The sequence below is a fragment of the Streptomyces luteoverticillatus genome, from assembly GCF_003970715.1.
Classification (GTDB): domain Bacteria; phylum Actinomycetota; class Actinomycetes; order Streptomycetales; family Streptomycetaceae; genus Streptomyces; species Streptomyces abikoensis.
Genome location: NZ_CP034587.1, coordinates 4479093 through 4502686, shown reverse-complemented (window position 1 = coordinate 4502686; position 23594 = coordinate 4479093). Strand labels below are relative to the sequence as shown.

General features: G+C 72.1%; 22 protein-coding genes and 1 pseudogene. 14 read left to right on the top strand and 9 right to left on the bottom strand.

Annotated features, from left to right (window positions below; translation table 11 throughout):
• Nucleotides 1–106: 106 nt before the first annotated feature.
• Entirely contained in the window at nt 107–1555 is a 1449-nt protein-coding gene (locus EKH77_RS20045) for an NAD(P)H-quinone dehydrogenase (RefSeq protein WP_126915714.1), read from the bottom strand.
• A gap of 176 nt (nt 1556–1731) precedes the next feature.
• On the opposite strand from EKH77_RS20045, the gene EKH77_RS20040 reads away from it, so the two are divergent.
• The 3 genes from EKH77_RS20040 to EKH77_RS20030 all read left to right on the top strand — a co-directional run bounded on the left by EKH77_RS20040 (nt 1732) and on the right by EKH77_RS20030 (nt 5170).
• Nucleotides 1732–2169, top strand: a complete 438-nt coding sequence (locus tag EKH77_RS20040; protein WP_126915713.1) for a gamma-glutamylcyclotransferase — start codon at nt 1732–1734, stop codon at nt 2167–2169.
• Between the two features lie 143 nt (nt 2170–2312).
• Nucleotides 2313–3134, top strand: a complete 822-nt coding sequence (locus tag EKH77_RS20035) for a purine-nucleoside phosphorylase (RefSeq protein ID WP_126915712.1) — start codon at nt 2313–2315, stop codon at nt 3132–3134.
• Nucleotides 3135–3484: 350 nt separating this feature from the next.
• Nucleotides 3485–5170, top strand: a complete 1686-nt coding sequence (locus tag EKH77_RS20030; protein ID WP_126915711.1) for a phospho-sugar mutase — start codon at nt 3485–3487, stop codon at nt 5168–5170.
• Between the two features lie 314 nt (nt 5171–5484).
• Here EKH77_RS20030 and EKH77_RS20025 read toward each other — a convergent pair whose 3' ends face one another.
• The 3 genes from EKH77_RS20025 to EKH77_RS20015 form a co-directional block, all read right to left on the bottom strand.
• Nucleotides 5485–6111 (bottom strand): PH domain-containing protein, encoded by a 627-nt coding sequence (locus tag EKH77_RS20025; RefSeq protein WP_126915710.1) that lies wholly within the window; start codon nt 6109–6111, stop codon nt 5485–5487.
• A 28-nt stretch (nt 6112–6139) separates the two neighbouring features.
• Nucleotides 6140–6823: a class F sortase gene (locus EKH77_RS20020; RefSeq protein ID WP_126915709.1), complete on the bottom strand. Its 684-nt coding sequence runs from the start codon at nt 6821–6823 to the stop codon at nt 6140–6142.
• A gap of 85 nt (nt 6824–6908) precedes the next feature.
• The gene (locus EKH77_RS20015) at nt 6909–8270 is read right to left on the bottom strand and encodes a hypothetical protein (RefSeq protein WP_126915708.1); all 1362 of its coding nucleotides are present in this window, start codon (nt 8268–8270) and stop codon (nt 6909–6911) included.
• Nucleotides 8271–8619: 349 nt separating this feature from the next.
• Between EKH77_RS20015 and deoC the strand changes: the two genes are divergently transcribed.
• From deoC to EKH77_RS20000, 3 genes are read left to right on the top strand one after another with little or no spacing between them, the layout of a single operon-like run.
• Entirely contained in the window at nt 8620–9561 is a 942-nt protein-coding gene (deoC, locus tag EKH77_RS20010; protein ID WP_126915707.1) for a deoxyribose-phosphate aldolase, read from the top strand.
• A gap of 2 nt (nt 9562–9563) precedes the next feature.
• A complete protein-coding gene (locus tag EKH77_RS20005) occupies nt 9564–10994 on the top strand; it encodes an aldehyde dehydrogenase family protein (protein WP_126915706.1) in 1431 nt (476 codons plus the stop codon).
• Nucleotides 10987–11871 carry an aldehyde dehydrogenase family protein gene (locus EKH77_RS20000; RefSeq protein ID WP_126915705.1) on the top strand — a complete coding sequence of 295 codons (885 nt, stop codon included), beginning with the start codon at nt 10987–10989 and terminating at the stop codon, nt 11869–11871. The genes EKH77_RS20005 and EKH77_RS20000 overlap by 8 nt, the downstream gene beginning before the upstream one ends.
• Nucleotides 11872–11950: 79 nt before the next feature.
• On the opposite strand, the gene EKH77_RS19995 is transcribed toward EKH77_RS20000, so the two are convergent.
• Nucleotides 11951–12319 carry a hypothetical protein gene (locus tag EKH77_RS19995; RefSeq protein WP_240667438.1) on the bottom strand — a complete coding sequence of 123 codons (369 nt, stop codon included), beginning with the start codon at nt 12317–12319 and terminating at the stop codon, nt 11951–11953.
• A gap of 152 nt (nt 12320–12471) precedes the next feature.
• Between EKH77_RS19995 and EKH77_RS19990 the strand changes: the two genes are divergently transcribed.
• Entirely contained in the window at nt 12472–13128 is a 657-nt protein-coding gene (locus EKH77_RS19990) for a uridine kinase family protein (protein WP_126915703.1), read from the top strand.
• A gap of 172 nt (nt 13129–13300) precedes the next feature.
• Here EKH77_RS19990 and EKH77_RS19985 read toward each other — a convergent pair.
• Nucleotides 13301–14055 (bottom strand): annotated as a pseudogene (locus EKH77_RS19985) (SigE family RNA polymerase sigma factor).
• Between the two features lie 218 nt (nt 14056–14273).
• Between EKH77_RS19985 and afsQ1 the strand changes: the two are divergent.
• From afsQ1 to EKH77_RS19960, 5 genes are all read left to right on the top strand, one after another.
• On the top strand, nt 14274–14954 hold the full coding sequence (gene afsQ1 / locus EKH77_RS19980) for a two-component system response regulator AfsQ1 (protein ID WP_206280036.1): 681 nt from the start codon (nt 14274–14276) through the stop codon (nt 14952–14954).
• Nucleotides 14955–15066: 112 nt separating this feature from the next.
• Nucleotides 15067–16578 (top strand): sensor histidine kinase, encoded by a 1512-nt coding sequence (locus EKH77_RS19975; RefSeq protein WP_240667437.1) that lies wholly within the window; start codon nt 15067–15069, stop codon nt 16576–16578.
• A complete protein-coding gene (locus EKH77_RS19970; protein WP_126915700.1) occupies nt 16575–17195 on the top strand; it encodes a hypothetical protein in 621 nt (206 codons plus the stop codon). Before EKH77_RS19975 ends, EKH77_RS19970 begins: the two co-directional genes overlap by 4 nt.
• Nucleotides 17196–17240: 45 nt before the next feature.
• On the top strand, nt 17241–17804 hold the full coding sequence (locus EKH77_RS19965; RefSeq protein ID WP_126915699.1) for a VanZ family protein: 564 nt from the start codon (nt 17241–17243) through the stop codon (nt 17802–17804).
• 94 nt (nt 17805–17898) lie between these two features.
• A complete protein-coding gene (locus tag EKH77_RS19960) occupies nt 17899–18111 on the top strand; it encodes a PspC domain-containing protein (protein ID WP_126915698.1) in 213 nt (70 codons plus the stop codon).
• A 76-nt stretch (nt 18112–18187) separates the two neighbouring features.
• Here the strand turns inward: EKH77_RS19960 and EKH77_RS19955 are convergent, their stop codons facing one another.
• Complete coding sequence (locus EKH77_RS19955) at nt 18188–18652, bottom strand: hypothetical protein (RefSeq protein WP_126915697.1); 465 nt, start codon at nt 18650–18652, stop codon at nt 18188–18190.
• Between the two features lie 190 nt (nt 18653–18842).
• A complete protein-coding gene (locus EKH77_RS19950; RefSeq protein WP_126915696.1) occupies nt 18843–20003 on the bottom strand; it encodes an adenosine deaminase in 1161 nt (386 codons plus the stop codon).
• 104 nt (nt 20004–20107) lie between these two features.
• Between EKH77_RS19950 and EKH77_RS19945 the strand changes: the two genes are divergently transcribed.
• Nucleotides 20108–20920, top strand: a complete 813-nt coding sequence (locus EKH77_RS19945; RefSeq protein WP_430980995.1) for an alpha/beta hydrolase — start codon at nt 20108–20110, stop codon at nt 20918–20920.
• Nucleotides 20921–20937: 17 nt separating this feature from the next.
• Here EKH77_RS19945 and EKH77_RS19940 read toward each other — a convergent pair whose 3' ends face one another.
• Entirely contained in the window at nt 20938–21942 is a 1005-nt protein-coding gene (locus EKH77_RS19940) for a LysR family transcriptional regulator (protein WP_126915695.1), read from the bottom strand.
• 63 nt (nt 21943–22005) lie between these two features.
• On the opposite strand from EKH77_RS19940, the gene EKH77_RS19935 reads away from it, so the two are divergent.
• Nucleotides 22006–23328, top strand: coding sequence for an MFS transporter (locus tag EKH77_RS19935; RefSeq protein WP_126915694.1), 1323 nt, complete (start codon nt 22006–22008; stop codon nt 23326–23328).
• The last annotated feature ends 266 nt before the right edge of the window (nt 23329–23594 follow it).

The window sequence follows — 23594 nt, the reverse complement described above, 5'->3', positions numbered from 1 at the left end:
TTGCAGCAATTAACGGAAGTTGTCCGTAGTGCGACCCAAGAGGTGGTATAGGGAACCGGAACAAACGGCTCCCCCGCCACTCCCCCTTGGCCTACATCGGCCTTCCTTACGCTTCGCGCTGCGTCTTCCGCGTGTGCAACTGCCGCGCCACCTCGGCGACCGACCCCGACAGGGACGGGTAGACCGTGAACGCGTTCGCGATCTGCTCGACCGTCAGATTGTTGTCGACGGCGATCGCGATCGGATGAATGAGCTCACTGGCCCGCGGCGAGACGACCACACCACCGACGACGATGCCCGTGCCGGGCCGGCAGAACATCTTCACGAAACCGTCGCGAATGCCCTGCATCTTCGCCCGCGGATTGCGCAGCAGCGGAAGCTTGACGACCCGGGCGTCGATGAGACCGTTGTCGACATCGGCCTGGGTGTACCCGACCGTCGCAATCTCCGGATCCGTAAATACGTTCGCGGATACCGTCTTGAGATTGAGCGGCGCCACCGCGTCGCCCAGGAAGTGGTACATCGCGATGCGGCCCTGCATCGCCGCCACCGACGCCAGCGCGAACACACCGGTGCAGTCGCCGGCCGCGTAGACGCCCGGCGCGGACGTCCGCGAGACCTTGTCCGTCCAGATGTGCCCGGACTCCTGGAGCCGGACCCCGGCCTCCTCCAGCCCGATCCCCGCCGTGTTGGGGATGGAGCCCACGGCCATCAGGCAGTGGGTACCGGTGATCACACGGCCGTCGGCCAGCGTGACCTCGACCCGGTCCCCCACCCGCTTGGCGGACTGGGCGCGCGAGCGCGCCATCACGTTCATGCCGCGCCGCCGGAAGACGTCCTCCAGCACGGCGGCCGCGTCCGGGTCCTCGCCCGGCAGCACCCGGTCGCGGGAGGAGACCAGCGTCACCTTGGAGCCCAGCGCCTGGTAGGCGCCGGCGAACTCGGCACCGGTCACACCGGAGCCCACCACGATCAGCTCTTCGGGCAGCTCGTCGAGGTCGTAGACCTGCGTCCAGTTCAGGATGCGCTCGCCGTCGGGCAGCGCGTCCGGGATCTCCCGGGGGTGGGCGCCGGTGGCGACGAGCACGGCGTCGGCGACCAGCGTCTCCTCGGTCCCGTCGGCGGCCGTCACGACCACCCGGCGCGACCCGTCCGGCGCCTGCTGCGGCTCCAGCCGCCCGCGCCCGCGCATCACACGGCCACCCGCGCGGGTCACCGAGGCGGTGATGTCATGCGACTGGGCCAGCGCCAGACGCTTCACACGACGGTTGACCTTGCCCAGGTCCACGCCCATCACACGGGCGGCCTGCTCCAGCGGCGGGGTGTCGTCGGCGACGATGATCCCCAGCTCCTCGTAGGAGGAGTCGAAGTTGGTCATCACTTCCGCTGTAGCGATAAGAGTCTTCGAAGGGACGCAGTCGGTCAGCACCGACGCCCCACCCAGACCGTCGCAGTCGACGACGGTCACCTCCGCGCCGAGCTGGGCAGCGACAAGCGCTGCCTCGTAGCCGCCGGGTCCGCCACCGATGATCACGATCCGAGTCACGTACTCCATTGTCCCGCACCCATCAAAGCGACTCCTTCCGGGGCCTCCTTAGCGCGATCCCTCCGTGATTCCTACGCGAATCCTCTCCGAATCCCGAGCGAAACCCGCCAGAACGTTCGCGCGATCCTCCCTTCGAGATTGCCACCCCAAATGCCGTTCCGCCTCACTCCCGTACCCTCGGAACCATGTCGCTCTACGCCGCGTACGCCGGCAACCTCGACGCGCGGCTGATGTCCCGCCGCGCCCCCCACTCACCGCTGCGCGGCACCGGCTGGCTCAACGGCTGGCGGCTGACCTTCGGCGGAGAGCAGATGGGCTGGGAGGGCGCGCTCGCCACGATCGTCGAAGCCCCCCGCTCCCAGGTCTTCGTCGCCCTCTACGACATCGCTCCGATGGACGAGGACTCGATGGACCGTTGGGAGGGTGTCGGCCTGGATGTCTACCGCCGGATGCGCGTCCGGGTGCACACTCTCGACGGAGAGGAGCCGGCGTGGGTCTACGTCCTCAACGGCTACGAGGGAGGGCTCCCCTCCGCCCGCTACCTCGGCGAGATCGCCGACGCCGCGGAATCGGCGGGCGCGCCCCACGACTACGTCATGGAACTGCGCAAGCGGCCCTGCTGAGCGCCACCGGGTATGCGCGGAACCCCGCCGGGTATGTGCGGAAAGTGACGATCCCATCTCGTCGCAACGCACAAAGCAACAATCGGAACACCGTAACCAGCGACATCTACGCGCGTAGGCCAAGAGCGGCTACCCTCGTCCGCGTGAACGCTTCTGTAACCCCCGACATCCAGGCCGACCCGTACGCCGCGGCGGACGCCGCCGCCGCCCGTCTCCGCGAGCTCACGGGCGCCGAGACCCACGACGTCGCCCTGGTCATGGGCTCCGGCTGGGTCCCCGCCACCGACGCCCTCGGCACCCCGGAGGCCGAGTTCCCGGTGACCGAGCTCCCCGGTTTCTCCGCCGCCGCCGTCGCGGGCCACGCGGGCACGGTCCGCTCCTACAAGGTCAACGACAAGCGCGCGCTCGTCTTCCTCGGCCGTACGCACTACTACGAGGGCCGCGGTGTCGCCGCCGTCGTCCACGGCGTCCGCACCTCCGTGGCCGCCGGCTGCAAGACCGTCGTCCTCACCAACGGCTGCGGCGGCCTGCGCGACGGCATGCGCCCCGGCCAGCCGGTGCTGATCAGCGACCACATCAACATGACGGCGACCTCGCCGATCGTCGGCGCCAACTTCGTCGACCTCACCGACCTGTACTCCCCCCGTCTGCGCGCCCTGTGCAAGGAGGTGGACGCCAGCCTGGAGGAGGGCGTCTACGTCCAGCTCCCCGGCCCGCACTACGAGACCCCCGCCGAGATCAAGATGGTCCGCACCCTCGGTGGCGACCTCGTCGGCATGTCCACCACCCTCGAGGCCATCGCGGCCCGCGAGGCGGGCGCGGAGGTCCTGGGCATCTCCCTGGTGACCAACCTCGCCGCGGGCATGACCGGTGAGCCCCTCAACCACGAAGAGGTCCTCGAGGCCGGTCGCGACGCGGCCGCCCGCATGGGTTCCCTGCTGGCGCAGGTCCTGCCCAAGCTCTGACCTTGGACCCCACCCCGTGCCGGGGGCGCTTCCAGCGCCTCCGGCGCTGGTGTTTCCGCGCCTTCGGCGCGGTCTACCCCACCCACCCGCCCGATCGCCCGGCACGCGGCTGACGTCGCCGGGGGCTGGGGCAGCCCCCACCGGGCCGCAGACGCCGAACCGGCGGGAGGGGACGGGGCGGGACGGCCCTGGCAGGGACGTAAAGCGTGATTTGTGGCGGCCATGGGGGCACCCTCGACTGGGAGCTCATCCGCCGTAAATCATGCAGTCCCAGAAGGGCCGTCCCGCCCCGGCCCCGACCCACCCCGCACGGCAGGCGCACCGCCCCCCGAAACCTCCGGAGGAAAAACGTGGAGCGAGACCTCATCGCACAGGCCCGGACCTGGCTCGCCGAGGACCCCGACCCCGAGACCCGCGACGAGCTCGCCAAGCTCATCGACGCCGGCGACGTCGCCGAGCTCGGCACCCGCTTCGCCGGCACCCTGCAGTTCGGCACCGCCGGTCTCCGCGGTGAGATCGGCGCCGGCCCCATGCGCATGAACCGCACCGTCGTGATCCGCGCCGCCGCCGGCCTCGCCGCGTACCTGAAGAAGCAGGGCCACACCGGTGGCACGGTCGTCATCGGCTACGACGCCCGCCACAAGTCCGCCGACTTCGCGCTGGACACCGCCGCCGTCATGGTCGGCGCGGGCCTCAAGGCCGCGCTGCTGCCGCGCCCCCTGCCCACGCCCGTCCTCGCCTTCGCCATCCGCCACCTCGGCGCGGTCGCCGGCGTGGAGGTCACGGCCAGCCACAACCCGCCGCGCGACAACGGCTACAAGGTCTACCTGGGCGACGGCTCCCAGATCGTGCCGCCCGCCGACGCCGGCATCGCCGCCGAGATCGCCGCGATCGCCAGCCTGAACGACGTCCCGCGCCCGTCCGAGGGCTGGGAGACCCTCCGGGAGGAGGACGTCGTCGACGCCTACCTGGCGCGCACCGACGCCGTCCTCACCGACGGCTCCGCCCGTGACATCCGCGTCGTCTACACGCCGATGCACGGCGTGGGCCGCTCCGTCCTGACCGCCGCGTTCGCCCGCGCCGGCTTCCCGGAGCCCGTCGTCGTCGCCGAGCAGGCCGAGCCGGACCCGGACTTCCCGACGGTGGCCTTCCCCAACCCGGAGGAGCCGGGCGCGATGGACCTCGCCTTCGCGACGGCCCGCGCGGCCGCGGAGGCGGGCGGCGCGCCCGACATCATCATCGCCAACGACCCCGACGCCGACCGCTGCGCCGTGGCCGTTCCGGACCCCGACAACGTCGAGGGCTGGCGGATGCTGCGCGGCGACGAGGTCGGCGCGCTGCTGGCCGAGCACCTCGTGCACAAGAACGCCCGTGGCGCGTTCGCGACGACGATCGTCTCGTCCTCGCTGCTGTCCCGCATCGCGGCGGGCGCGCCGGACGCGTCGTACGAGGAGACGCTCACCGGCTTCAAGTGGCTCGCCCGCGTGGACGGGCTGCGCTACGCCTACGAGGAGGCGCTGGGCTACTGCGTCGACCCGGAGGGCGTGCGCGACAAGGACGGCATCACGGCCGCGCTGCTCGTGGCCGAGCTGGCGGCCGAGCTGAAGCAGTCGGACCGGACGCTGAGCGACCTGCTCGACGACCTGGCGGTCGAGCACGGGCTGCACGCCACGGACCAGCTGTCGGTGCGGGTGCAGGACCTGTCGCTGATCGCGTCGGCGATGCGCCGGCTGCGGGAGGCGCCGCCGGTGGTCCTGGCCGGGCTGCACGTGGTCTCCGCCGAGGACCTGTCCAAGGGCACGGAGTCGCTGCCGCCGACGGACGGCCTGCGGTACGCCCTGGCGGGCGACGAGGCGGGGACGGTGTCGGGGGCGCGGGTCATCGTGCGGCCGAGCGGTACGGAGCCGAAGCTGAAGTGCTACCTGGAGGTCGTGGTGCCGGTGGCTTCGGCGGCGGCGCTGGTCGACGCGCGTCGGCAGGCGGGCGAGGTCCTGGCGGGCATCAAGACGGACCTGTCGCGGGCGGCGGGCATCTGACGCCCTCCGTCTCCGTGTCCGTGGGTCGGGGGCGGGGTGGGGTGGACGGACCCTTACGGGGCTGACCTCTTCGCGGTGCCTGGTATCACGGTGCTGGTTGCCCCGTATTTGGCCCTAGCGGCGAAGAGCTCTTCACGCCCCTACCAGGGCCCATCCACCCCACCCCGCCCCCTCACGTCACCCCAGCCCCTGGCTGAGCGATCCGTTTCCGGGCAATCGGGCGGGTGGGTGGGCGAAACCCGCGCCGCAGGCGCGGGAAACCCCCACGGCGGGGCAGCCGGAAAGCCGACGGAACCCCGCGCGGGAGGCGCCGCTCAGCCGGCAATCGCGAGCGCGGCGAAAAGGACCAGCCCCACAGCCGAGGGCACGAACAGCTCGTAAGCCCACCGCACGGAGGGCGACCCCTGCGCCCCCTCCCGCGAAGCCCCCCGCTCCGCGAGCTCGCGCAGATCCTCGATCGCCTGGTCGGACGGGGCCCGCAGGGGCCCGGAGGGGCGGGGGGTCACGGAGGCGCGCCCCGTCACGTCCTCCGCCGCGTCCCGCGCCTGCCGCCGCGCCGCCCGCTTGCGCTGCTTCAGCGACACGGGGATGGCCCAGAGCTGGTACTTCTTCCCGCCCGCGAAGACCTCGCTGGAGTAGCCCGCGCGGACGCCCTCGACGGAGGCCCAGGGCAGGGTGATCGTGCGGAAGGGGTTCCGCACCAGCAGCCGGTCCTCGCCCGCCCACACCGCGGGCCGCAGCGTGAAGGCGACGATCAGGGGCAGTGCGAAGAGCAGTCCCGCCAGCGCGAGCCACGGCGCGTTGCCCGTGCCGCGCAGCATCGCGTCGCCGCCCAGCCACGCGGTCAGGGCGAGCAGCAGTACACCGCCGCCGATGCCGGCGGAGGAGCGGAAGCACCGCTCGGCGTATTCCTGGCCGGGGGCGTCAGGGGATCTCGTCATGGCGCCGATTCTGCACGACCGGGCGCGGCTACGGACGACGGGTGGCGGACGCGCCCGACGGGGTGCTCGACGGCGTGCTCGACGTGAGGTCGGCGTAGACGACGATGTTGTCGGGCCGGTGGCCGTCGCGGAGGTCGCCGCCGCAGGTGATGAGGCGGAGCTCGGGGCGGTCGGTGTTCCCGTAGACCCGCCGGGTGGGGAAGTTCTTCTTGTCGACCTGTTGCAGTTCGCGAACGGTGAAGGTCGCGGTGGAGCCGTCGGCGCGGGTGACGGTGACGCGGTCGCCGGTGCGGACCTTGGCGATGTCCTTGAGGACGGCCGGGCCCTCGGCGGTGTCGTAGTGGCCGATGAGGACGGCGGGGCCGGTCTCGCCGGGGGTGACGCCCTTGTCGTACCAGCCGACGCGGTCGGCCTGGGCGACGGTCGGCACCTCGACGGTGCCGTCGTCGGCTAGACCGAGTTCCAGGACGGGGCCGGTGTCGACGGAGGCTGCCGGGATGCTGACGCGTACGGGCTTGGAGGCGGGGAGCGCGGGCACGCCGGAGGGGCGCGGGGCCGAGGTCGCCGGCACATGGGCGCCGACCTTGGCGGGGTGCGGGCCGGTGCCGCAGCCGAGCAGTCCGCCGCCGAGGGCGACGGCGAGCAGCGCGGCCGCCGTGACCCGGCGGGCGCGGGCGCGGGGGCGGGCGAGGTCGCCGGAGGAGGGGATCATCGGAGCTCCTGGACGTGGCGCTGCGGCGCGAGGGCGGGCCGCCGGTGAGGTGGCGGCCCGCCCTCGCGAGTCGGTCGGTCGTGGATCAGGCGGCGGAGCCGGCGACGCGGCGGCGCAGCACGGCGAAGGCGACGCCCGCGGCGCTGACGGAGGCGAGGGCGCCACCGGCGGCGAGGAGCATGGTGTCGTTGCCGTCACGCACACCCTCGGCACCGGCCGCCACACCGCCCTGCGGGATCGCCTTGGTCTGGGCGAGCTGGGCGGAGGCGTTGACGGCCTTGGCCTGGGTGGCGGAGCCGCCGGCGGAGCCGGTGGACGCGCCGCTCTTGCCGGCCGGCTGCCCCTTGGGGAGGGCAAAGGTCTTGGTTCCGCCGTCACCGCTCACCTCGAGCACGGGGGCGGAGCCTTCGGCGTCGACCAGGCGCAGCTCAAGGCCCCGGATCGTCGCGGACGTGTTCTCGCGGTCGAGCTTGCCGACGACCCTGACCATGTACTTGTCGCCGGGCTTCCACTGCTCGCCGACGTGACGGATCCACGCCTCGGGACCGCCGGCCTCGGGGTCGTTGCGGAGCACGGCGACCATGCCGTTGCCGATGTAGACGGCGTTGCCCGCGTAGCGAACGGCGGTCACGGGGCCCTGGCCGGCGCCGCCCTTGTCGTTGAGGATCTCGCCGCGCAGGGCGGTGAGGGTGAGCGTCATGCCGTTGTACTCGAACGTCACGTTCCGGCCGTCGGCCTTGACCGACTTGACGACCTCGCCACCCGAGATGATGTCCACGCGGTGGGTCTCCGGGCCCGACTCGTAGACCTTCGCCAGGCTGCCGTCCGCGAGGGTCACCTTGTCGTGCAGCCACCAGCTGCCGAAGATCTTCTGGCCACCGAGGACCTCGCCGGTCAGAGCGGTGAGGGTGAGCTCCATGCCGTTGTACTCGAACGTCGCGTTCCGGCCGTCGACCTTGACCGACTTGACGACCTCGCCGCCGGAGATGATGTCGACGCGGTGGGTCTCGGGGCCCGACTGGTAGACCTTCGCCACGCTGCCGTCGGAGAGGGTGAGGGTGCGGCGCAGCCACCAGGTGCCGGCGACCTTCTCCTCGCCCTTGCCGGTCTCGGCCTTCGCGCCGTCCGTCTCGGTCTTGGCCTTCGTGCCCGTCCCGGCCTTCGCGCCCGTCTCGTTCTTGGTGCCCGTCTCGGCCTTGGTGCCGGCGTCCTTCTTCGTGCCGGTGGCGGTCTCGGCCTTCTTCTCCTCCGCCTTGGTGGTGGCGGAGGTGCCCGCGGCCGGCTCGGCCGTCTTGGCGGCGGGAGCAGCGGGGGCGGCGGGAGCGGCGGGAGCCGCCGGCTCGGCCGCGAACGCGGCGGTGGCCGGGGCCAGTACGGCACCCGCGAGGGCGGCGGTGGTGATCGCGGCACGCAGTGCGGAGCGGCGGCGCGGGGACAGAGCAGACATGCAGGGCTCCTGTTTGGAGTCAGAGGTAGGGGATTCGCATGCCGCTTCCCTCGGTTCGGTTGAGGCCGGAGAGGTCGGGCGGGGTTGCTGAGAAGAATCTATGGATCTTGTGTGATCACGTCTTCGCGTATTTGTCACCAAACATCGACAGCAACCGGAAGATGGCCCATCGCTTGCCACTGAATCAGGATGAGTAGGGATAAGTCATGTCGTATCTCCCCGCCCCGGAAGAAGGGCCTCCGGAGGGGGTGACACGCGCTACGCGCGTAGATATGCTCATCCGGTGACCATGACCCCCTCCCCGAGGTTCCCCTCATCCGGCAATGAAGCCGCTGAGCGACTCGCTTCGATGGCGGACGTCACCGCCTCCGACGCCTCGCTGCGCCGCTTCCTGCACGGCCTCCCGGGCGTCGACCCGGTCGGGCTGGAGGCCCGCGCCGCGGCGCTGGGCACCCGATCGATCAAGACGACGGCGAAGGCGTACGCCATCGACCTGGCGATCTCCATGATCGACCTGACGACCCTGGAGGGCGCGGACACCCCCGGCAAGGTCCGGGCGCTGTGTGCCAAGGCCCTCAACCCGGACCCGACGGACCGCGGCACCCCGCGCACCGCCGCGATCTGCGTCTACCCCGACATGGTGGCGACGGCTGCCGAGGCCCTCGCGGGCTCGGAGGTCAAGGTCGCCTCCGTCGCGACGGCCTTCCCGGCCGGCCGCGCCGCCCTCCCCGTCAAGCTGGCCGACACGGCCGACGCCGTCGCCGCGGGCGCGGACGAGATCGACATGGTCATCGACCGCGGTGCCTTCCTTTCCGGGCGCTATCTGTCCGTCTTCGAGGAGATCAAGGCCGTCAAGGACGCCTGCCGCCGCGCGGACGGTTCCGCCGCCCGGCTGAAGGTCATCTTCGAGACCGGCGAGCTGTCGACGTACGACAACATCCGCCGCGCCTCCTGGCTGGGCATGCTCGCGGGCGCCGACTTCATCAAGACGTCCACCGGCAAGGTCGCCGTCAACGCCACCCCGGCGAACACGCTCCTGATGCTGGAGGCCGTGCGCGACTTCGCCGTCGCGACCGGGGTACAGGTCGGAGTGAAGCCGGCCGGCGGCATCCGGACGACCAAGGACGCGCTGAAGTTCCTGGTGCTGGTCAACGAGACCGTGGGCGAGGAGTGGCTGACCAACGAGTGGTTCCGCTTCGGCGCCTCCAGCCTCCTCAACGACCTGCTGATGCAGCGCCAGAAGCTGAGCACCGGGCGCTACTCCGGTCCCGACTATGTGACGGTGGACTGACCATGGCTTTTGAATACGCTCCGGCGCCCGAGTCCCGCTCGGTCGTCGACATCGCCCCGTCGTACGGGCTGTTCATCGACGGCGAGTTCCGCGAGGCGTCCGACGGGAAGGTCTTCAAGACCGTCTCGCCGTCGACGGAGGAAGTGCTGTCCGAGGTCGCGCAGGCCTCGGCCGAGGACGTCGACGCGGCGGTGAAGGCCGCCCGCAAGGCGTTCGAGAAGTGGTCCGCGCTGCCGGGTGCCGAGCGCGCGAAGTACCTCTTCCGCATCGCCCGGATCATCCAGGAGCGCTCGCGCGAGCTGGCCGTCCTGGAGACCCTGGACAACGGCAAGCCGATCAAGGAGACCCGCGACGCGGACCTCCCGCTGGTCGCCGCCCACTTCTTCTACTACGCGGGCTGGGCCGACAAGCTCGACCACGCCGGTTTCGGCCCGGGCCCCAAGCCGCTGGGCGTCGCCGGTCAGGTCATCCCCTGGAACTTCCCGCTGCTGATGCTGGCGTGGAAGATCGCCCCGGCGCTGGCCGCGGGCAACACCGTGGTGCTGAAGCCGGCCGAGACCACGCCGCTGTCGGCGCTGTTCTTCGCCGACATCTGCCGTCAGGCGGGCCTGCCCAAGGGTGTCGTCAACATCCTCACCGGTGACGGCACGACCGGCGCCGCGCTCGTCGCGCACGACGGGGTCGACAAGGTCGCCTTCACCGGCTCCACCGCCGTCGGCAAGGCGATCGCCCGGACCGTCGCCGGTACGGGCAAGAAGCTCACCCTGGAGCTGGGCGGCAAGGGCGCCAACATCGTCTTCGACGACGCGCCGATCGACCAGGCGGTCGAGGGGATCATCAACGGGATCTTCTTCAACCAGGGCCAGGTCTGCTGCGCCGGCTCGCGCCTGCTGGTGCAGGAGTCGATCCAGGACGAGCTGCTGGACGCCCTGAAGCGCCGGATGTCCACGCTCCGCGTGGGCGACCCGCTCGACAAGAACACCGACGTGGGTGCGATCAACTCCGCCGAGCAGCTGGCCCGCATCCGGGCGCTGGCCGACAGTGGCGAGGCCGAGGGCGCCGAGCGCTGGGCCCCGGTCTGCGAGCTGCCGGCGAACGGCTACTGGTTCGCCCCGACGCTGTTCACGGGCGTCTCCCAGGCGCACCGCATCGCCCGCGAGGAGATCTTCGGCCCCGTCCTGTCGGTGCTGACGTTCCGCACGCCCGCCGAGGCCGTCGCCAAGGCCAACAACTCGGAGTACGGCCTGTCGGCCGGCATCTGGACCGAGAAGGGCTCGCGGATGCTCGCCGTCGCGAGCAAGCTGCGCGCCGGTGTGGTGTGGGCCAACACGTTCAACAAGTTCGATCCCACGTCGCCCTTCGGTGGTTACAAGGAGTCCGGTTTCGGGCGCGAGGGCGGTCGTCACGGTCTGGAGGCCTACCTCGATGTCTGATCGGCTCAGTGTCTTCAAGACCTACAAGCTGTTCGTCGGGGGCAAGTTCCCCCGGTCCGAGAGCGGGCGGGTGTACGAGGTGACCGACTCCAAGGGCAACTGGCTCGCCAACGCGCCGCTGTCGTCCCGCAAGGACGGCCGTGACGCCGTCGTCGCGGCCCGCAAGGCCTTCGGCGGCTGGTCCGGCGCGACCGCCTACAACCGGGGCCAGATCCTCTACCGCGTCGCCGAGATGCTGGAGGGCCGCCGGGACCAGTTCGTCGCCGAGGTCGCCGACGCCGAGGGGCTGTCGAAGTCCAAGGCCGCCGCCCAGGTGGACGCCGCGATCGACCGCTGGGTCTGGTACGCGGGCTGGACCGACAAGATCGCCCAGATCGCCGGGGGCACCAACCCGGTCGCCGGGCCGTTCTTCAACGTCTCCTCCCCCGAGCCGACCGGCGTCGTGGCCGTCGTCGCCCCGCAGGAGTCCTCGCTGCTGGGCCTCGTCTCCGTGATCGCCCCGGTGATCGCGGGCGGCAGCACGGTGGTCGTCGTCGCGTCCGAGAAGGCGCCGCTGCCCGCGCTGTCGCTGGGCGAGGTGCTGGCCACCTCCGACGTGCCCGGTGGCGTGGTCAACATCCTGTCCGGCAAGGCGTCGGAGATCTTCCCGGCCCTCGCCGCCCACCAGGACGTCAACGCCCTCGACCTCGCGGGCGCCGACGCCGAGCTGGCGAAGGCCCTGGAGATCGCCGCGGCCGACAACCTCAAGCGCGTCGTCCGTCCACAGGCTGTGGACTGGTCCGCCGACCCGGGCACCAAGCGCCTGATGGCGTTCCAGGAGACGAAGACCGTCTGGCACCCGACGGGTTCGCTGGGCGCGGGCGGTTCGTCCTACTGACGGACCTGGACGTCATGACATGACGACGGCGGCGGTTTCCCCTTCGGGAAGCCGCCGCCGTCCTGTCGTGGCGACCGTCTCAGCCGCCGTTGCCCGGCAGCACGTTCAGCGCCTGGCCCACCAGGGGCAGGTCCCCGACCTGTCCCCGGTTCGTGACCGGGGCGGTCACCGCGTCGGTGCCGACGGGCTTGAAGTCCGCGACCTGTGTGCGGGCGCCGTTGTTCAGCGGGTCCACGGGGGTGGCCGCGAGCGGGTGGTACTTGAAGGTCTTCAGCACCGGCGAGAGCCCCTCGACGGACTTCTCCAGGGCGATGCCGGTGCCCGTGAACGCCGCCCCGACGTCCGTGCGGCCCAGCTCGGCGCGCGGCGCCTGCGGTTCGGCGTGGGCCGTGGCCGCTCCGCCCGTGGCGAGCGCCGCGCCCGCCGATACGGTCAGCCCGACGCGCATCAGCGTGCGCCGGCGCGGAGGAGGAGGGGACGCGTGACGTGGGTGACGTGCGTGGGAGGCCATGACCACCTGCCGTGAGAAGGTTGCGAACGACAACGCAACGTAGTGGATCGGCTACTCGCCGCGCACGTCGCGACCCAGGGGGATCCCCCATGCGGCCCAATGCCTCACACTGGTGTCCCGTGACCTCCCACTCGCCCGCCGCGCGCGTCATCCTGCTCACCGGCCCCTCCGGCTCCGGAAAGTCCTCCCTCGCCGCCCGTACCGGGCTGCCGGTGCTCAACCTGGACGACTTCTACAAGGAGGGCGACGACCCCACGCTGCCGCTCCTCCCGGACGGCACCGGCACGGACTGGGACTCCCCGCTGTCGTGGGACGCGGAGGCCGCCGTGGCCGCGATCGACGAGCTGTGCCGCACGGCCCGGACGAACGTGCCCGTCTATGACATCTCCACCAGCTCGCGGACCGGTGAGAGCGGCCTGGACATCGGGCGGACGCCGCTGTTCATCGCCGAGGGGATCTTCGCCGCCGACATCATCGGCCCGTGCCGGGAGCTCGGGCACCTCGCGGACGCCCTGTGCCTGCGCGGCCGGCCCTCCGCCACGTTCCGCCAGCGGCTGCTGCGTGACATCCGCGAGGCCCGCAAGCCCGTCCTGTACCTGATCCGGCGCGGCCTGCGGCTGATGCGCGCCGAGCGCGGCATCGTGGCCCGCCAGACGGCGCTGGGCGCCTTCGCCTGCGGCAGGGACACCGCGATGGGCCGGATCGCCGCCGCGGCCGCCGGCCACCGCGAGACCGTCCGCGTCTGACGCGCGGGCACGGGAGCGCTCGACAGAAACGTTCCTCCACGCGTACCGGAAACGGCGAGAGCGGGCCCGGCGGTCCCCCCGACCGCCGGCCCGCTCTCTCCCCCCGTTTTCCCCCGTTGGTCCTGCTGTTCCCCCGTGATCCCCGTGGTCCCCCGTGACCCGGGTCCGTCCGTTACGCCACGAGCTCCCCGAAGGACTCGCGGACGCCCCGGCCGGAGCCGATCGTCTCGTCCTCGCGCAGCCGCCGCAGCGACCGCCAGATGCTGCTCTTGACCGTGCCGACGCTGATGTCCAGGATCTCCGCGATCTCCGGGTCCGTGCGGCCCTCGTAGTAGCGCAGGACGAGCATGGTGCGCTGGAGCTCGGGGAGCTTGGCGAGGGCCTGCCAGAGCACGGCGCGCAGCTCGGTGCCGCGCATCGCGTCGGTCTCGGCGGCCGTCTCCGGCAGCTCCTCGGTCGGGTACTCGTTGAGCTTGCGGCGGCGCCAGGCGCTGATGTGGAGATTGGTCATGGTGCGGCGCAGATAGCCGCCGACCGCCGCCTTGTCGGAGATCCGGTCCCAGGCGCGGTACGTGGAGAACAGCGCGCTCTGGAGCAGGTCCTCCGCCTCGTGGCGGTCACCGGTCAGGTGGTACGCGGTCGCGTACAGGGAGGCCCGGCGCTCCTGGACGTAGGCGGTGAACTCCGCCTCCGCCCGCGACACACCGGTGTCGCTCCCCCGTCGGCCGTGGCGGCGCCCCCCGCGCCCACCGTGGCCTCCCCGTACGCGATCGCGTCGATGGCCACCATGTACGGCGGCCTTGAGTTGCGTCCGGTGCCGCGAGCGCACCCCCGCCCGCCCACGGCACCGGACTTCTCGGTGGCCCGCCCGGCGTCGTGCAGGCGCGTGCGAACTGCGCTGGTCGCAGTGGCGTGCAGTGCGTTCATCTCGCGCCCCCCGTCGGTGGAGCCAGTTGGTCCGGCAGTGTTTCCCGGACCTCTGTCCTGCCCGGTGCATCACAGCCTGCCGGGCCAGTTTCATGGCGTTGTCCGCCGACTGTCACAGCACTGCAACAGGCCTCGCCGCGCCCGTTGCGGGGCCGGCCCGGGTCGCTGCGGCGTCCTTCTGTCGAACTACCGGCCACTCTTAGGCCAGAATGACCACTGTGCCTTTCCTGTTGCTGATCGAGGACGACGACGCCATCCGCACGGCTCTGGAGTTCTCCTTGTCCCGCCAGGGTCACCGTGTGGTGACCGCCGCGTCGGGCGAGGAGGGCCTGAAGATGCTGCGGGAGCAGCGTCCGGACCTGATCGTGCTGGACGTGATGCTGCCCGGTATCGACGGGTTCGAGGTGTGCCGGCGGATCCGGCGGACGGACCAGCTGCCGATCATCCTGCTCACGGCGCGCAACGACGACATCGACGTGGTGGTCGGGCTGGAGTCCGGCGCCGACGACTATGTGGTCAAGCCGGTGCAGGGCCGGGTGCTGGACGCCCGGATCAGGGCGGTGCTGCGCCGGGGCGAGCGGGAGTCCAGCGATTCGGCGTCGTTCGGTTCGCTGGTCATCGACCGGTCGGCGATGACGGTCACCAAGAACGGCCAGGACCTCCAGCTGACCCCGACCGAGCTGCGGCTGCTGCTGGAGCTCAGCCGCCGGCCGGGCCAGGCGCTCTCCCGGCAGCAGCTGCTGCGGCTGGTGTGGGAGCACGACTACCTGGGCGACTCCCGGCTGGTGGACGCCTGTGTCCAGCGGCTGCGCGCCAAGGTCGAGGACGTGCCGTCCTCCCCGACGCTGATCCGTACGGTCCGCGGGGTGGGGTACCGGCTGGACGCCCCGCAGCAGTGATCCCCGGCGGACGGCGGTTGTGACGGAACACGAGGACTGAGAGCGGACAGTGACAGAAGAGCCCGGTCGGGTGCGGGGCTGGGCGGCGGCCAGGAACCTCCTGAAACCGAGCATGCGGTGGATCAGCCTGCGGCTGCGCCTGATGCTCGTCTTCGCGCTGGTGGCCCTCGCTGCGGCCGTCTCCGCGTCGGCCATCGCGTACTGGCTGAACCGTGACGCGGTCCTCACCCGGACGCAGAACGCCGCCCTGGACGACTTCCGTAAGTCGTTGCAGGACAACACCGGTTCGCTGCCGCTCCTGCCCACGTGCGCGGATCTCCAGGAGGCGGCCGACCGGATGGCGGCGACCTCGCAGAAGTACGAGGTGCTGCTGATCGGCACGGTCAAGGGCGGCGCCGCCTGCGCCGCGCCCTCCGACCGCGATCTGTTCACCCTGTCCGTCGTGCCGAAGTCGCTGATCACCGCTGTGAACCGGGAGCGGAAGGTCGACGAGTCCAATCCGTACCCGTACCACCTGTACTGGCAGCGGATCACCCTCGGCGGCAAGCCGTACCTGGTCGGCGGCGCGAAGGTGATCGGCGGCGGGCCGACGGGCTATCTGCTGAAGTCCCTGGAGAACGAGCGGGCCGATCTCAACTCGCTGGCCTGGTCGCTGGGGATCGCCACCGGCCTGGCGCTGATCGGCTCGGCGCTGCTGGCGCAGGCGGCGGCCTCCACCGTGCTGCGGCCCGTGCAGCGGCTCGGCGACGCGGCGCGCAGGCTGGGCGAGGGGAAGCTGGACACCCGGCTGCGGGTCTCGGGCACGGACGAGCTGGCGGACCTGTCGCGGACGTTCAACAAGACGGCCGAGGCGCTGCAGAAGCGGGTGGAGGACCTCAGCTCCCGGGAGGCGGCGAGCCGCCGGTTCGTCGCCGACATGTCGCACGAGCTGCGCACCCCGCTGACGGCGATCACCGCGGTGACGGAGGTGCTGGAGGACGAGGCGGACTCCCTGGACCCGATGATCGCGCCGGCGGTGCAGCTCGTGGTGAGCGAGACCCGCAGGCTGAACGACCTGGTGGAGAACCTGATGGAGGTCACCCGCTTCGACGCGGGCACGGCCCGGCTGGTCCTGGACGACGTGGACATCGCCGACCAGATCACCGCGTGCATCGACGCGCGGGCCTGGCTGGACGCCGTCGAGCTGGACGCCGAGCGCGGCACGATGGTCCGGCTCGACCCGCGCCGGCTCGACGTGATCCTGGCCAACCTCATCGGCAACGCCCTCAAGCACGGCGGTTCGCCGGTGCGGGTCTCGGTGCGGCAGACGGAGGAGGCGCTGGTGATCGCGGTGCGCGACCACGGGCCGGGCATCCCCGAGGACGTCCTCCCGCATGTCTTCGACCGCTTCTACAAGGCGAGCGCGTCGCGGCCGCGTTCGGAGGGCAGCGGTCTGGGGCTGTCCATCGCGCTGGAGAACGCCCATATCCACGGTGGCGAGATCACAGCGGAGAACTCCCCCGAGGGCGGTGCCGTCTTCACGCTGACGCTGCCTCGCGACTCGGCCCCCGACAGTGGCGCCGCCCCCGACGGCGGCGGTGCCTCGGCGCCGGAGCGGGGCCCTGCCGAGGGGGAGAGCCGATGAGGCCGCTCAGGCCGACGATCCGCACGGCCGCCGTCGCGGCCGGGGTGTTCGCGCTCGTCACCGGGCTGTCCGGCTGTGGCATCCGGGGCACGGCCGTGCCCGTGGACGCCGGCAGCGCGCCCTCGCGGGCCACGTGCGTGGTGCACGGCCCGCAGGCCTCCGCGACACCGGGCAGCGCCACCACGTCCGTTCAGCTGCTGTGCACCTCGCTGCTACTCCCCGTGACGCGGCTGGTGTCCGTGCCGGAGGGCGGCGACCCGGCGGCGCTCGCCCGGGCGCTGCTGGACGAGCTCAAGCGGCCGCCCTCGCCCGCCGAGGACGAGGCCGGTTTCTCCACGGCGGTCCCCCAGCAGCTGACCGTCAGCGGTCCGGCGAAGGGCGATCCGGCGGGGGCGCTCCGGCTGAACATGCCCCCCGACGACCTGGCCCCGCTCGCGCTCGCGCAGGTCGTGTGCACGTTCGCGGGGACGCCGGCGGCCGACGCGCGGCCCACGGTGATCCTGGGCGGGCCGTCGGGCGATCGTCCCAAGAGTTACGCCTGCACCGACGAGACCCGTACGCATCCGGAGACGGTGCAGGGCAACGGCAGTCCACTGCCGTCGGCCGACGGGCGCTGACTCTCTGTACCCGGACGCGGAACCGCGCGCCCCGCGTGCGGCGTCATGGGGGGCGTGCAGCGTCTTGGCTACGGCGGTACGCCCGCCCTCCGACACCGCTACCGCGTGGCGGGCTGTGTCCTCCTGGCCGCCCATGTCCTCGTGGTCGGCTGGCTCGCCCTGCGGCCGTTGACCGCACCCTGGGTGAGCGCCGCGCATATGGAGCCGCTGGCCACGATCCGGGCCGATCTGGCGCTGAGCCCCTGGGAGGCCGCGCGTTCGATAGGGGCCGGGGTGCTGCCGTTCGCGCCGCTGGGGGTGCTGCTGCCGTGGGCGGGGGGCCGGATCGGGGCGTCGACGCTGGGTTCGCTGGCCCGGACGGTCTTCACCAGCGCGATGCTCTCGCTGGCCCTCCAGGTGGTGGGCAGCGGGGTCGCGGGCCAGGTGCTGGACGTGGACGCGCTGCTGCTCAACATCACCGGGGTGACGGCCGCGCACCTCGCGGTCGTCCCGGCGGTACGGGCCCGGCTACGCCGCAGGGCCGAGGCGGGACCTACCCGGGCCCCCCGCCGGGAGGAGGCGGAGTGCCCCCTGACCCCGACGATCCCCAGGGTCGGGATCGCCCCGTAGAGTGACGCTTTGCCCGGTACGGCGGCCGTAGCGTGGAGTCATCGAGAGGGAACACTCCCTCCCCATGGCACCTCGATGTGAAGGAGTCGCCGCCATGTCCGCTCCGCTGGTCCGCCCCCGTAACCACAGGATGATCGCCGGAGTCTGCGCGGGTCTGGCCGAGCGCTTCGGGATGTCCCGGACGACGGTGCGGGTGCTGTTCCTGCTGTCGTGCCTGCTGCCCGGCCCGCAGTTCGTCCTCTACCTCGCGCTGTGGATCCTGATGCCGTCCGAGGGCAGCCCCCGCGCGTCCGCCAAGGCCTGGTGAGCTGTCGTACGACGAACGGGCCGCGCTCCCCTGTCGGGGGTGCGCGGCCCGTTCGCCTCGTCCGACGCCGTACGCGTCACTTGATGTTGGGGGTGCCCAGGCCCGGCAGGGAGAGGCCGTTGGGGGCGATGGCCTTGGTGGGCAGGCCGCCGAGGAGACCGGCGTTGCCCTTGTTGTCGGCGGGGGCGGCGGCGGGCTTCCCGGTGTTGGCCTCGGCCGTCGCCTCCCGGGGGTGCCCGGCGAGCTTCTCCGCGTGCCCGGTCAGTTTCTCGGTGGGCAGGTGGGGGGCCAGCGCGGTGTCGGCGGCCTTCGCCGACTGCTCCAGGACGCCGGAGCGGATCAGCCGGTCCGAGGCGACGAGCGCCGGGCCGCCCATCGGGGCCGCCGGGGCGACCTGCTCCAGCGGAAGCCCCTTGGCCGCGCCGGTGGCCGTGGTGGTGACCGACTCCAGCGTGCCGGCGGCGGCGGGGCCCGCCGCGCCGACGGCGATGGCGGCACCGACGACGGCGGCGCCAAGGGCCTTGAGAGAAGCCTGCTTCATCTGTTTGTCCTCGACTCGTGACGGGGATCGTGACGGGGATGCCGTAAGAAAAGGGGAGCGGCATTGCAAACTAGCCACGAGTCCGCCGCACCCGCAATCAATGACACGGCCGGGGCCCTGTCGGACCCCGGCCGCGTTCACGGTATTGGACGCCGTCCGGGAATTACCGGGCCCGGCGGGGAATTGCTGGTCAGGCGGTTCCCGTCGTCGTCTGGCGGAACAGCCACTCGGACTTCAGCTCCGCGTAACCCGGCTTGATCACGTCATTGATCATGGCCAGACGTTCATCGAATGGGATGAAGGCCGACTTCATGGCGTTGACGGTGAACCACTGCATGTCGTCCAGCGTGTAGCCGAAGGCCTTGACCAGGTGCTCGAATTCCCGGCTCATGCTGGTACCGCTCATCAGACGATTATCCGTATTCACGGTCGCCCGGAAATGCAGTTTCCGCAGAAGTCCGATCGGGTGCTCTTCATACGAAGTGGCCGCGGCCGTCTGGAGGTTGGAGGTGGGGCACATCTCCAGCGGAATGCGCTTGTCCCGCACATAGGACGCGAGCCGGCCGAGCTTGACCGTGCCGTCCTCCGCGATCTCGATGTCGTCGATGATCCGCACACCGTGGCCGAGCCGGTCCGCGCCGCACCACTGGAGGGCCTGCCAGATCGACGGCAGGCCGAACGCCTCACCGGCGTGGATCGTGAAGTGGTTGTTCTCGCGCTTGAGGAACTCGAAGGCGTCCAGGTGGCGGGTGGGAGGGAAGCCCGCCTCGGCGCCCGCGATGTCGAAGCCGACGACGCCCGAGTCACGGTAGTTGTTGGTGAGTTCGGCGATCTCCAGCGCCCGCGCGGCGTGCCGCATGGCGGTCAGCATCGCGCCGACCCGGATCCGGTGGCCGTTGGCGCGCGCCCGGCGCTCGCCCTCCCGGAAGCCCTCGTTGACCGCCTCGACGACCTGCTCCAGGGTGAGCCCCGCCTCCAGGTGCTGCTCGGGGGCGTAGCGCACCTCGGCGTAGACGACGCCGTCCGCTGCCAGGTCCTCGGCGCACTCGGCCGCCACGCGGAACAGCGCCTCGCGGGTCTGCATCACGGCGCAGGTGTGCGCGAAGGTCTCCAGGTAGCGCTCCAGCGAGCCGGAGTCGGCCGCCTCGCGGAACCAGACGCCCAGCTTCTCGGGGTCCGTCTCGGGGAGCTTGTCGTAGCCGATCGCGGCCGCGAGGTCGACGACCGTGGCGGGGCGCAGACCGCCGTCGAGGTGGTCGTGGAGCAGCACCTTGGGCGCCCGGCGGATCTGCTCGGGAGAGGGCAGGGAGGGCTGTCCCGGGATCGTGTGGGAGAACGTCTCGCTCGTCATTTCCGCACTCTAGCCCCTACGCGCGTAGATGACGGCGAACGATACGGAACGGTGACCCATCGGTGGGGTGGACACCACCGGTCCTTCTGCCATCGTTGTCTGCCATGGTCCAGCAAGCGTTGCCGCAGCGAGACCCCAGCGACCCGGACGGCTCCGCGAGCCCCGTCCTTCAGGCCCCCCGCCTCGGCAAACCCCTCGGCGCGACGGGCCTGCCGCCCGGCCCGACGGTGCAGGCGGTGGCCCTGCTGCTGCCCGGCGGCCCGGCCGCGGGCGTGCGCCGCCCCTCGTACCGCGCGCTGGCCGCCCAGCGCCCCCTGGCCCGCCGGCTGACCCGGGCGGGCGGCGAGGAGGGCCTGGCCGTCCACGTCCTGCGCTACCGCCACCGCGGCTGGAACGGTTCGGCCGCCGACCCGGTGGGGGACGTGCTCTGGGCGGCGGACGAGGCGGTGCGGCGCTACGGCGACGTACCGGTGTGCCTCGCGGGTCAAGGCATGGGCGCCCGGGCCGCGCTGCTCGCCGCCGGGCACCCGGCGGTGGCGTCGGTGCTGGCGGTCGCCCCCTGGCTGCCCGAGCCCGACGCCGTCCTCACCCCCGACCCGGTGCGCCAGCTGGCGGGCCGCCGGGTGCTGATCGTCCACGGCACCAACGACGAGCGCACGGACCCGGACCTGTCCTACCGCCTCGCCGAGCGCGCCAAGAAGCTCAACCGCGACGTCTGCCGCTTCGAGGTCCACTCCGACGGCCACGCCCTCCACCAGCACCGCACCGAAGTCCTCGCACTCGCCGCCGATTTCGTCCGCGGCTCGCTGCTGGGCCACCCGTACGCCCGCCCGGTGGTGGACGCCTTCGCGGCTCCGCCGCCGCTGGGATTGCGGATGCCGCTGGCATCGGGCTTCGGGGAGTCGCTGCGGCACTGAGGCACTGAGGCGCGCCGTCAGCGGTGCAGCAGCAGTTGCCCCCGCCTCGACAGCAGGAACCGTTTGAACGCCGCGACGGGCGGCGTGTCCGGATGCCCGTCCAGCCAGGCCACCCCGATCTCGCGCACCGCGCGCGGCGCCGTCACCGCCAGTTCGACCACCCCGGGCCGGGGCACGGCGGGCGGCGGCAGCAGCCCGACCCCCAGACCGGCGGCGACCAGGCCGCGCAGCGTCTCGGGGTCCTCCCCCTCGAAGGCGATCTTCGGCGTGAAGCCCGCGTCCGCGCACAGCCGGTCCGTGATCTTCCGCAGCCCGTACCCGGGTTCGAGGGTGACGAAGAGTTCGTTCGCCGCCTCCGCCAGCCGGATCCGCTTGCGCGCCGCGAGCGGATGGTCGTCCGGCACGATCAGCCGCAGCTTCTGCTCGTCCAGCCGGCGCGCCACCAGGTCGGGCTCGTCCGGCACCGGCGAGGTCAGGCACAGGTCGAGCTCGCCGTCGCGCAGCCGCTCGATCATCGCCTCGCCGTAGTTCTGCACCAGCTGGAACCGGACGCGCGGATGGTCGGTGCGGAAGGCCCTGATGAGCTCGGGTACGGTCTCGGAGCCCATCGTGTGGAGGAACCCGAACGCGACCTTGCCCGACTCCGGGTCGGCGTCCATCCGCACGGACTCGGCGGCCCGCTCGACCTCCGACAGCGCGCGCTCGACCGTCGTCAGGAAGTCGCGCCCGGCGGCGGTCAGGGAGACCTGCCGGCCGTGGCGGGCGAACAGCGCGACGCCCAGGTCCTCCTCCAGCCGGGCCATCGACCGGCTGAGCGTGGACTGCGGCATGCCGAGCTGGTGCGCGGCCCGCGTCACGTGCTCGTGCCGGGCGACGGCCGTGAACTGCGCCAGACGCGGCGTCAGGGTCGCCGCCCAGGAGCCGGCGGCAAGCTCCGCCGTAGGTGTTCCATCAAAGTCTTCGGTAACACTCCTGTTGCCGATCGGTGACAGAGGTGCCTTTGACCTGCGGTCATGCTGCATGGGATCGATTATCGCCATTCTGTGCATTGGACGCATCAGATGCACCGTGCATACGTTTGATTCATGCCTCCCGCTGATACCGGGGCATCCGTCGTCATCGCACGCTCGGATGCCTCTACCGCGTCGTCCCTGTCGCCTCTCCCGTCCTCCTCGAACGTCGACTCCGACGACACCCGGCTGGTCCCCGGCGGGTCCGGCTACCGCCGGATGAGCTTCGCGCTCTTCGCCGCCGGCGTCGCCACCTTCGCGCTCCTCTACTCCACCCAGGCCCTGCTTCCCGCGATCTCGGGCGGCCTCGGTGTGACGGCCGATCAGGCCAGCTGGACCGTCTCCGCCGCGACCGGCGGCCTCGCCCTCGCGGTCGTCCCGCTCAGCGCCCTCTCCGAGCGCTTCGGCCGCCGGGCCACGATGACGGCGGCCCTCTGCGTCGCCGCGCTGCTCGGCCTCCTGGTGCCGTTCGCCCCCGACCTGGGCTCGCTGATCGCGCTGCGTACGGTGCAGGGCGCGGCGCTGGCCGGAGTGCCGGCCTCCGCGATGGCGTACCTGGCGGAGGAGGTCCGCCCCAAGGCGCTGGTCGGCGCGATCGGGCTGTTCGTGGCGGGCAACGCCATCGGCGGGATGACCGGCCGGATCCTGGCCGGCTGGGTGGCCCAGGCATGGGGCTGGCGCGCGGGCCTGTGCGCGGTGGGCGCGCTGGCGGTCGTGTGCGCGCTGACCTTCCGGCTCATGATCCCCAAGGCGCGGCACTTCACCCCGTCCACGGTCTCGGCGAGCTCCCTGGCCCGCACGCTGCGCGCCCACCTCACCGACCCCCTGCTGTGCCGGCTGTACGCGATCGGCGCGCTCTTCATGACCGTCTTCGGCGCGGTCTACACGGTCATCGGCTACCGGCTGGCGGAGGCGCCCTTCTCCCTGCCGCAGGGAGTCGTCGGCTCCATCTTCCTGATCTACCTGGTCGGCACGGCCTCCTCCGCCGCGGCGGGCACGCTCGTCGCCCGCCTCGGCCGGCGCGGCGCGCTGTACCTCGCGCTGGGCACGACGGCGGTGGGCCTGCTGCTGACCGTCACCTCCTCGCTGACCGCGATCCTGGTCGGCCTGGTCCTGATCACGGCCGGCTTCTTCGCGGGCCACGCGGTGGCCTCGTCCTCCGTCAGCCGCGCCGCGACGACGGGCCGCGCCCAGGCCTCGGCCCTCTACCAGTTCGCGTACTACGCGGGCAGCTCGGTCGGCGGCACCCTCGGCGCGATCGCCTTCCGCGCGGCGGGCTGGGAGGGCACGGTCGTCCTGGGCCTGCTGGCCATGGTGGCCGCCGCGTCGATCACGCTGTACGCGACGCACCGCGCGGCGGTCCAGCGCCGCCTGCTGATCGCGGCGGCGCGCCGCTAGGCGGCTTCCGCGGTTTGCGCGGATTCCGCTCGCAGAGCCCGGAGGGGCCACACCCGCTCTTGACAGGCGGCGGGTGCGGCCCCTTCGTCATGGGGGCGCGTTGTGGTTCACCCGTTGGGCGTGTGGGGGCTGAAGTTGGGTGGCGGATTCGGTACGGTGGGGGTGGCGTCCCCTCGGGGATGCCCGGTGCCGTGCGGGCCGGAAATCACCGTGCGGCGCTGCGCAGGAAGGCCCCCGCCTGGACCGAGTATCCAGACGGGGACCAG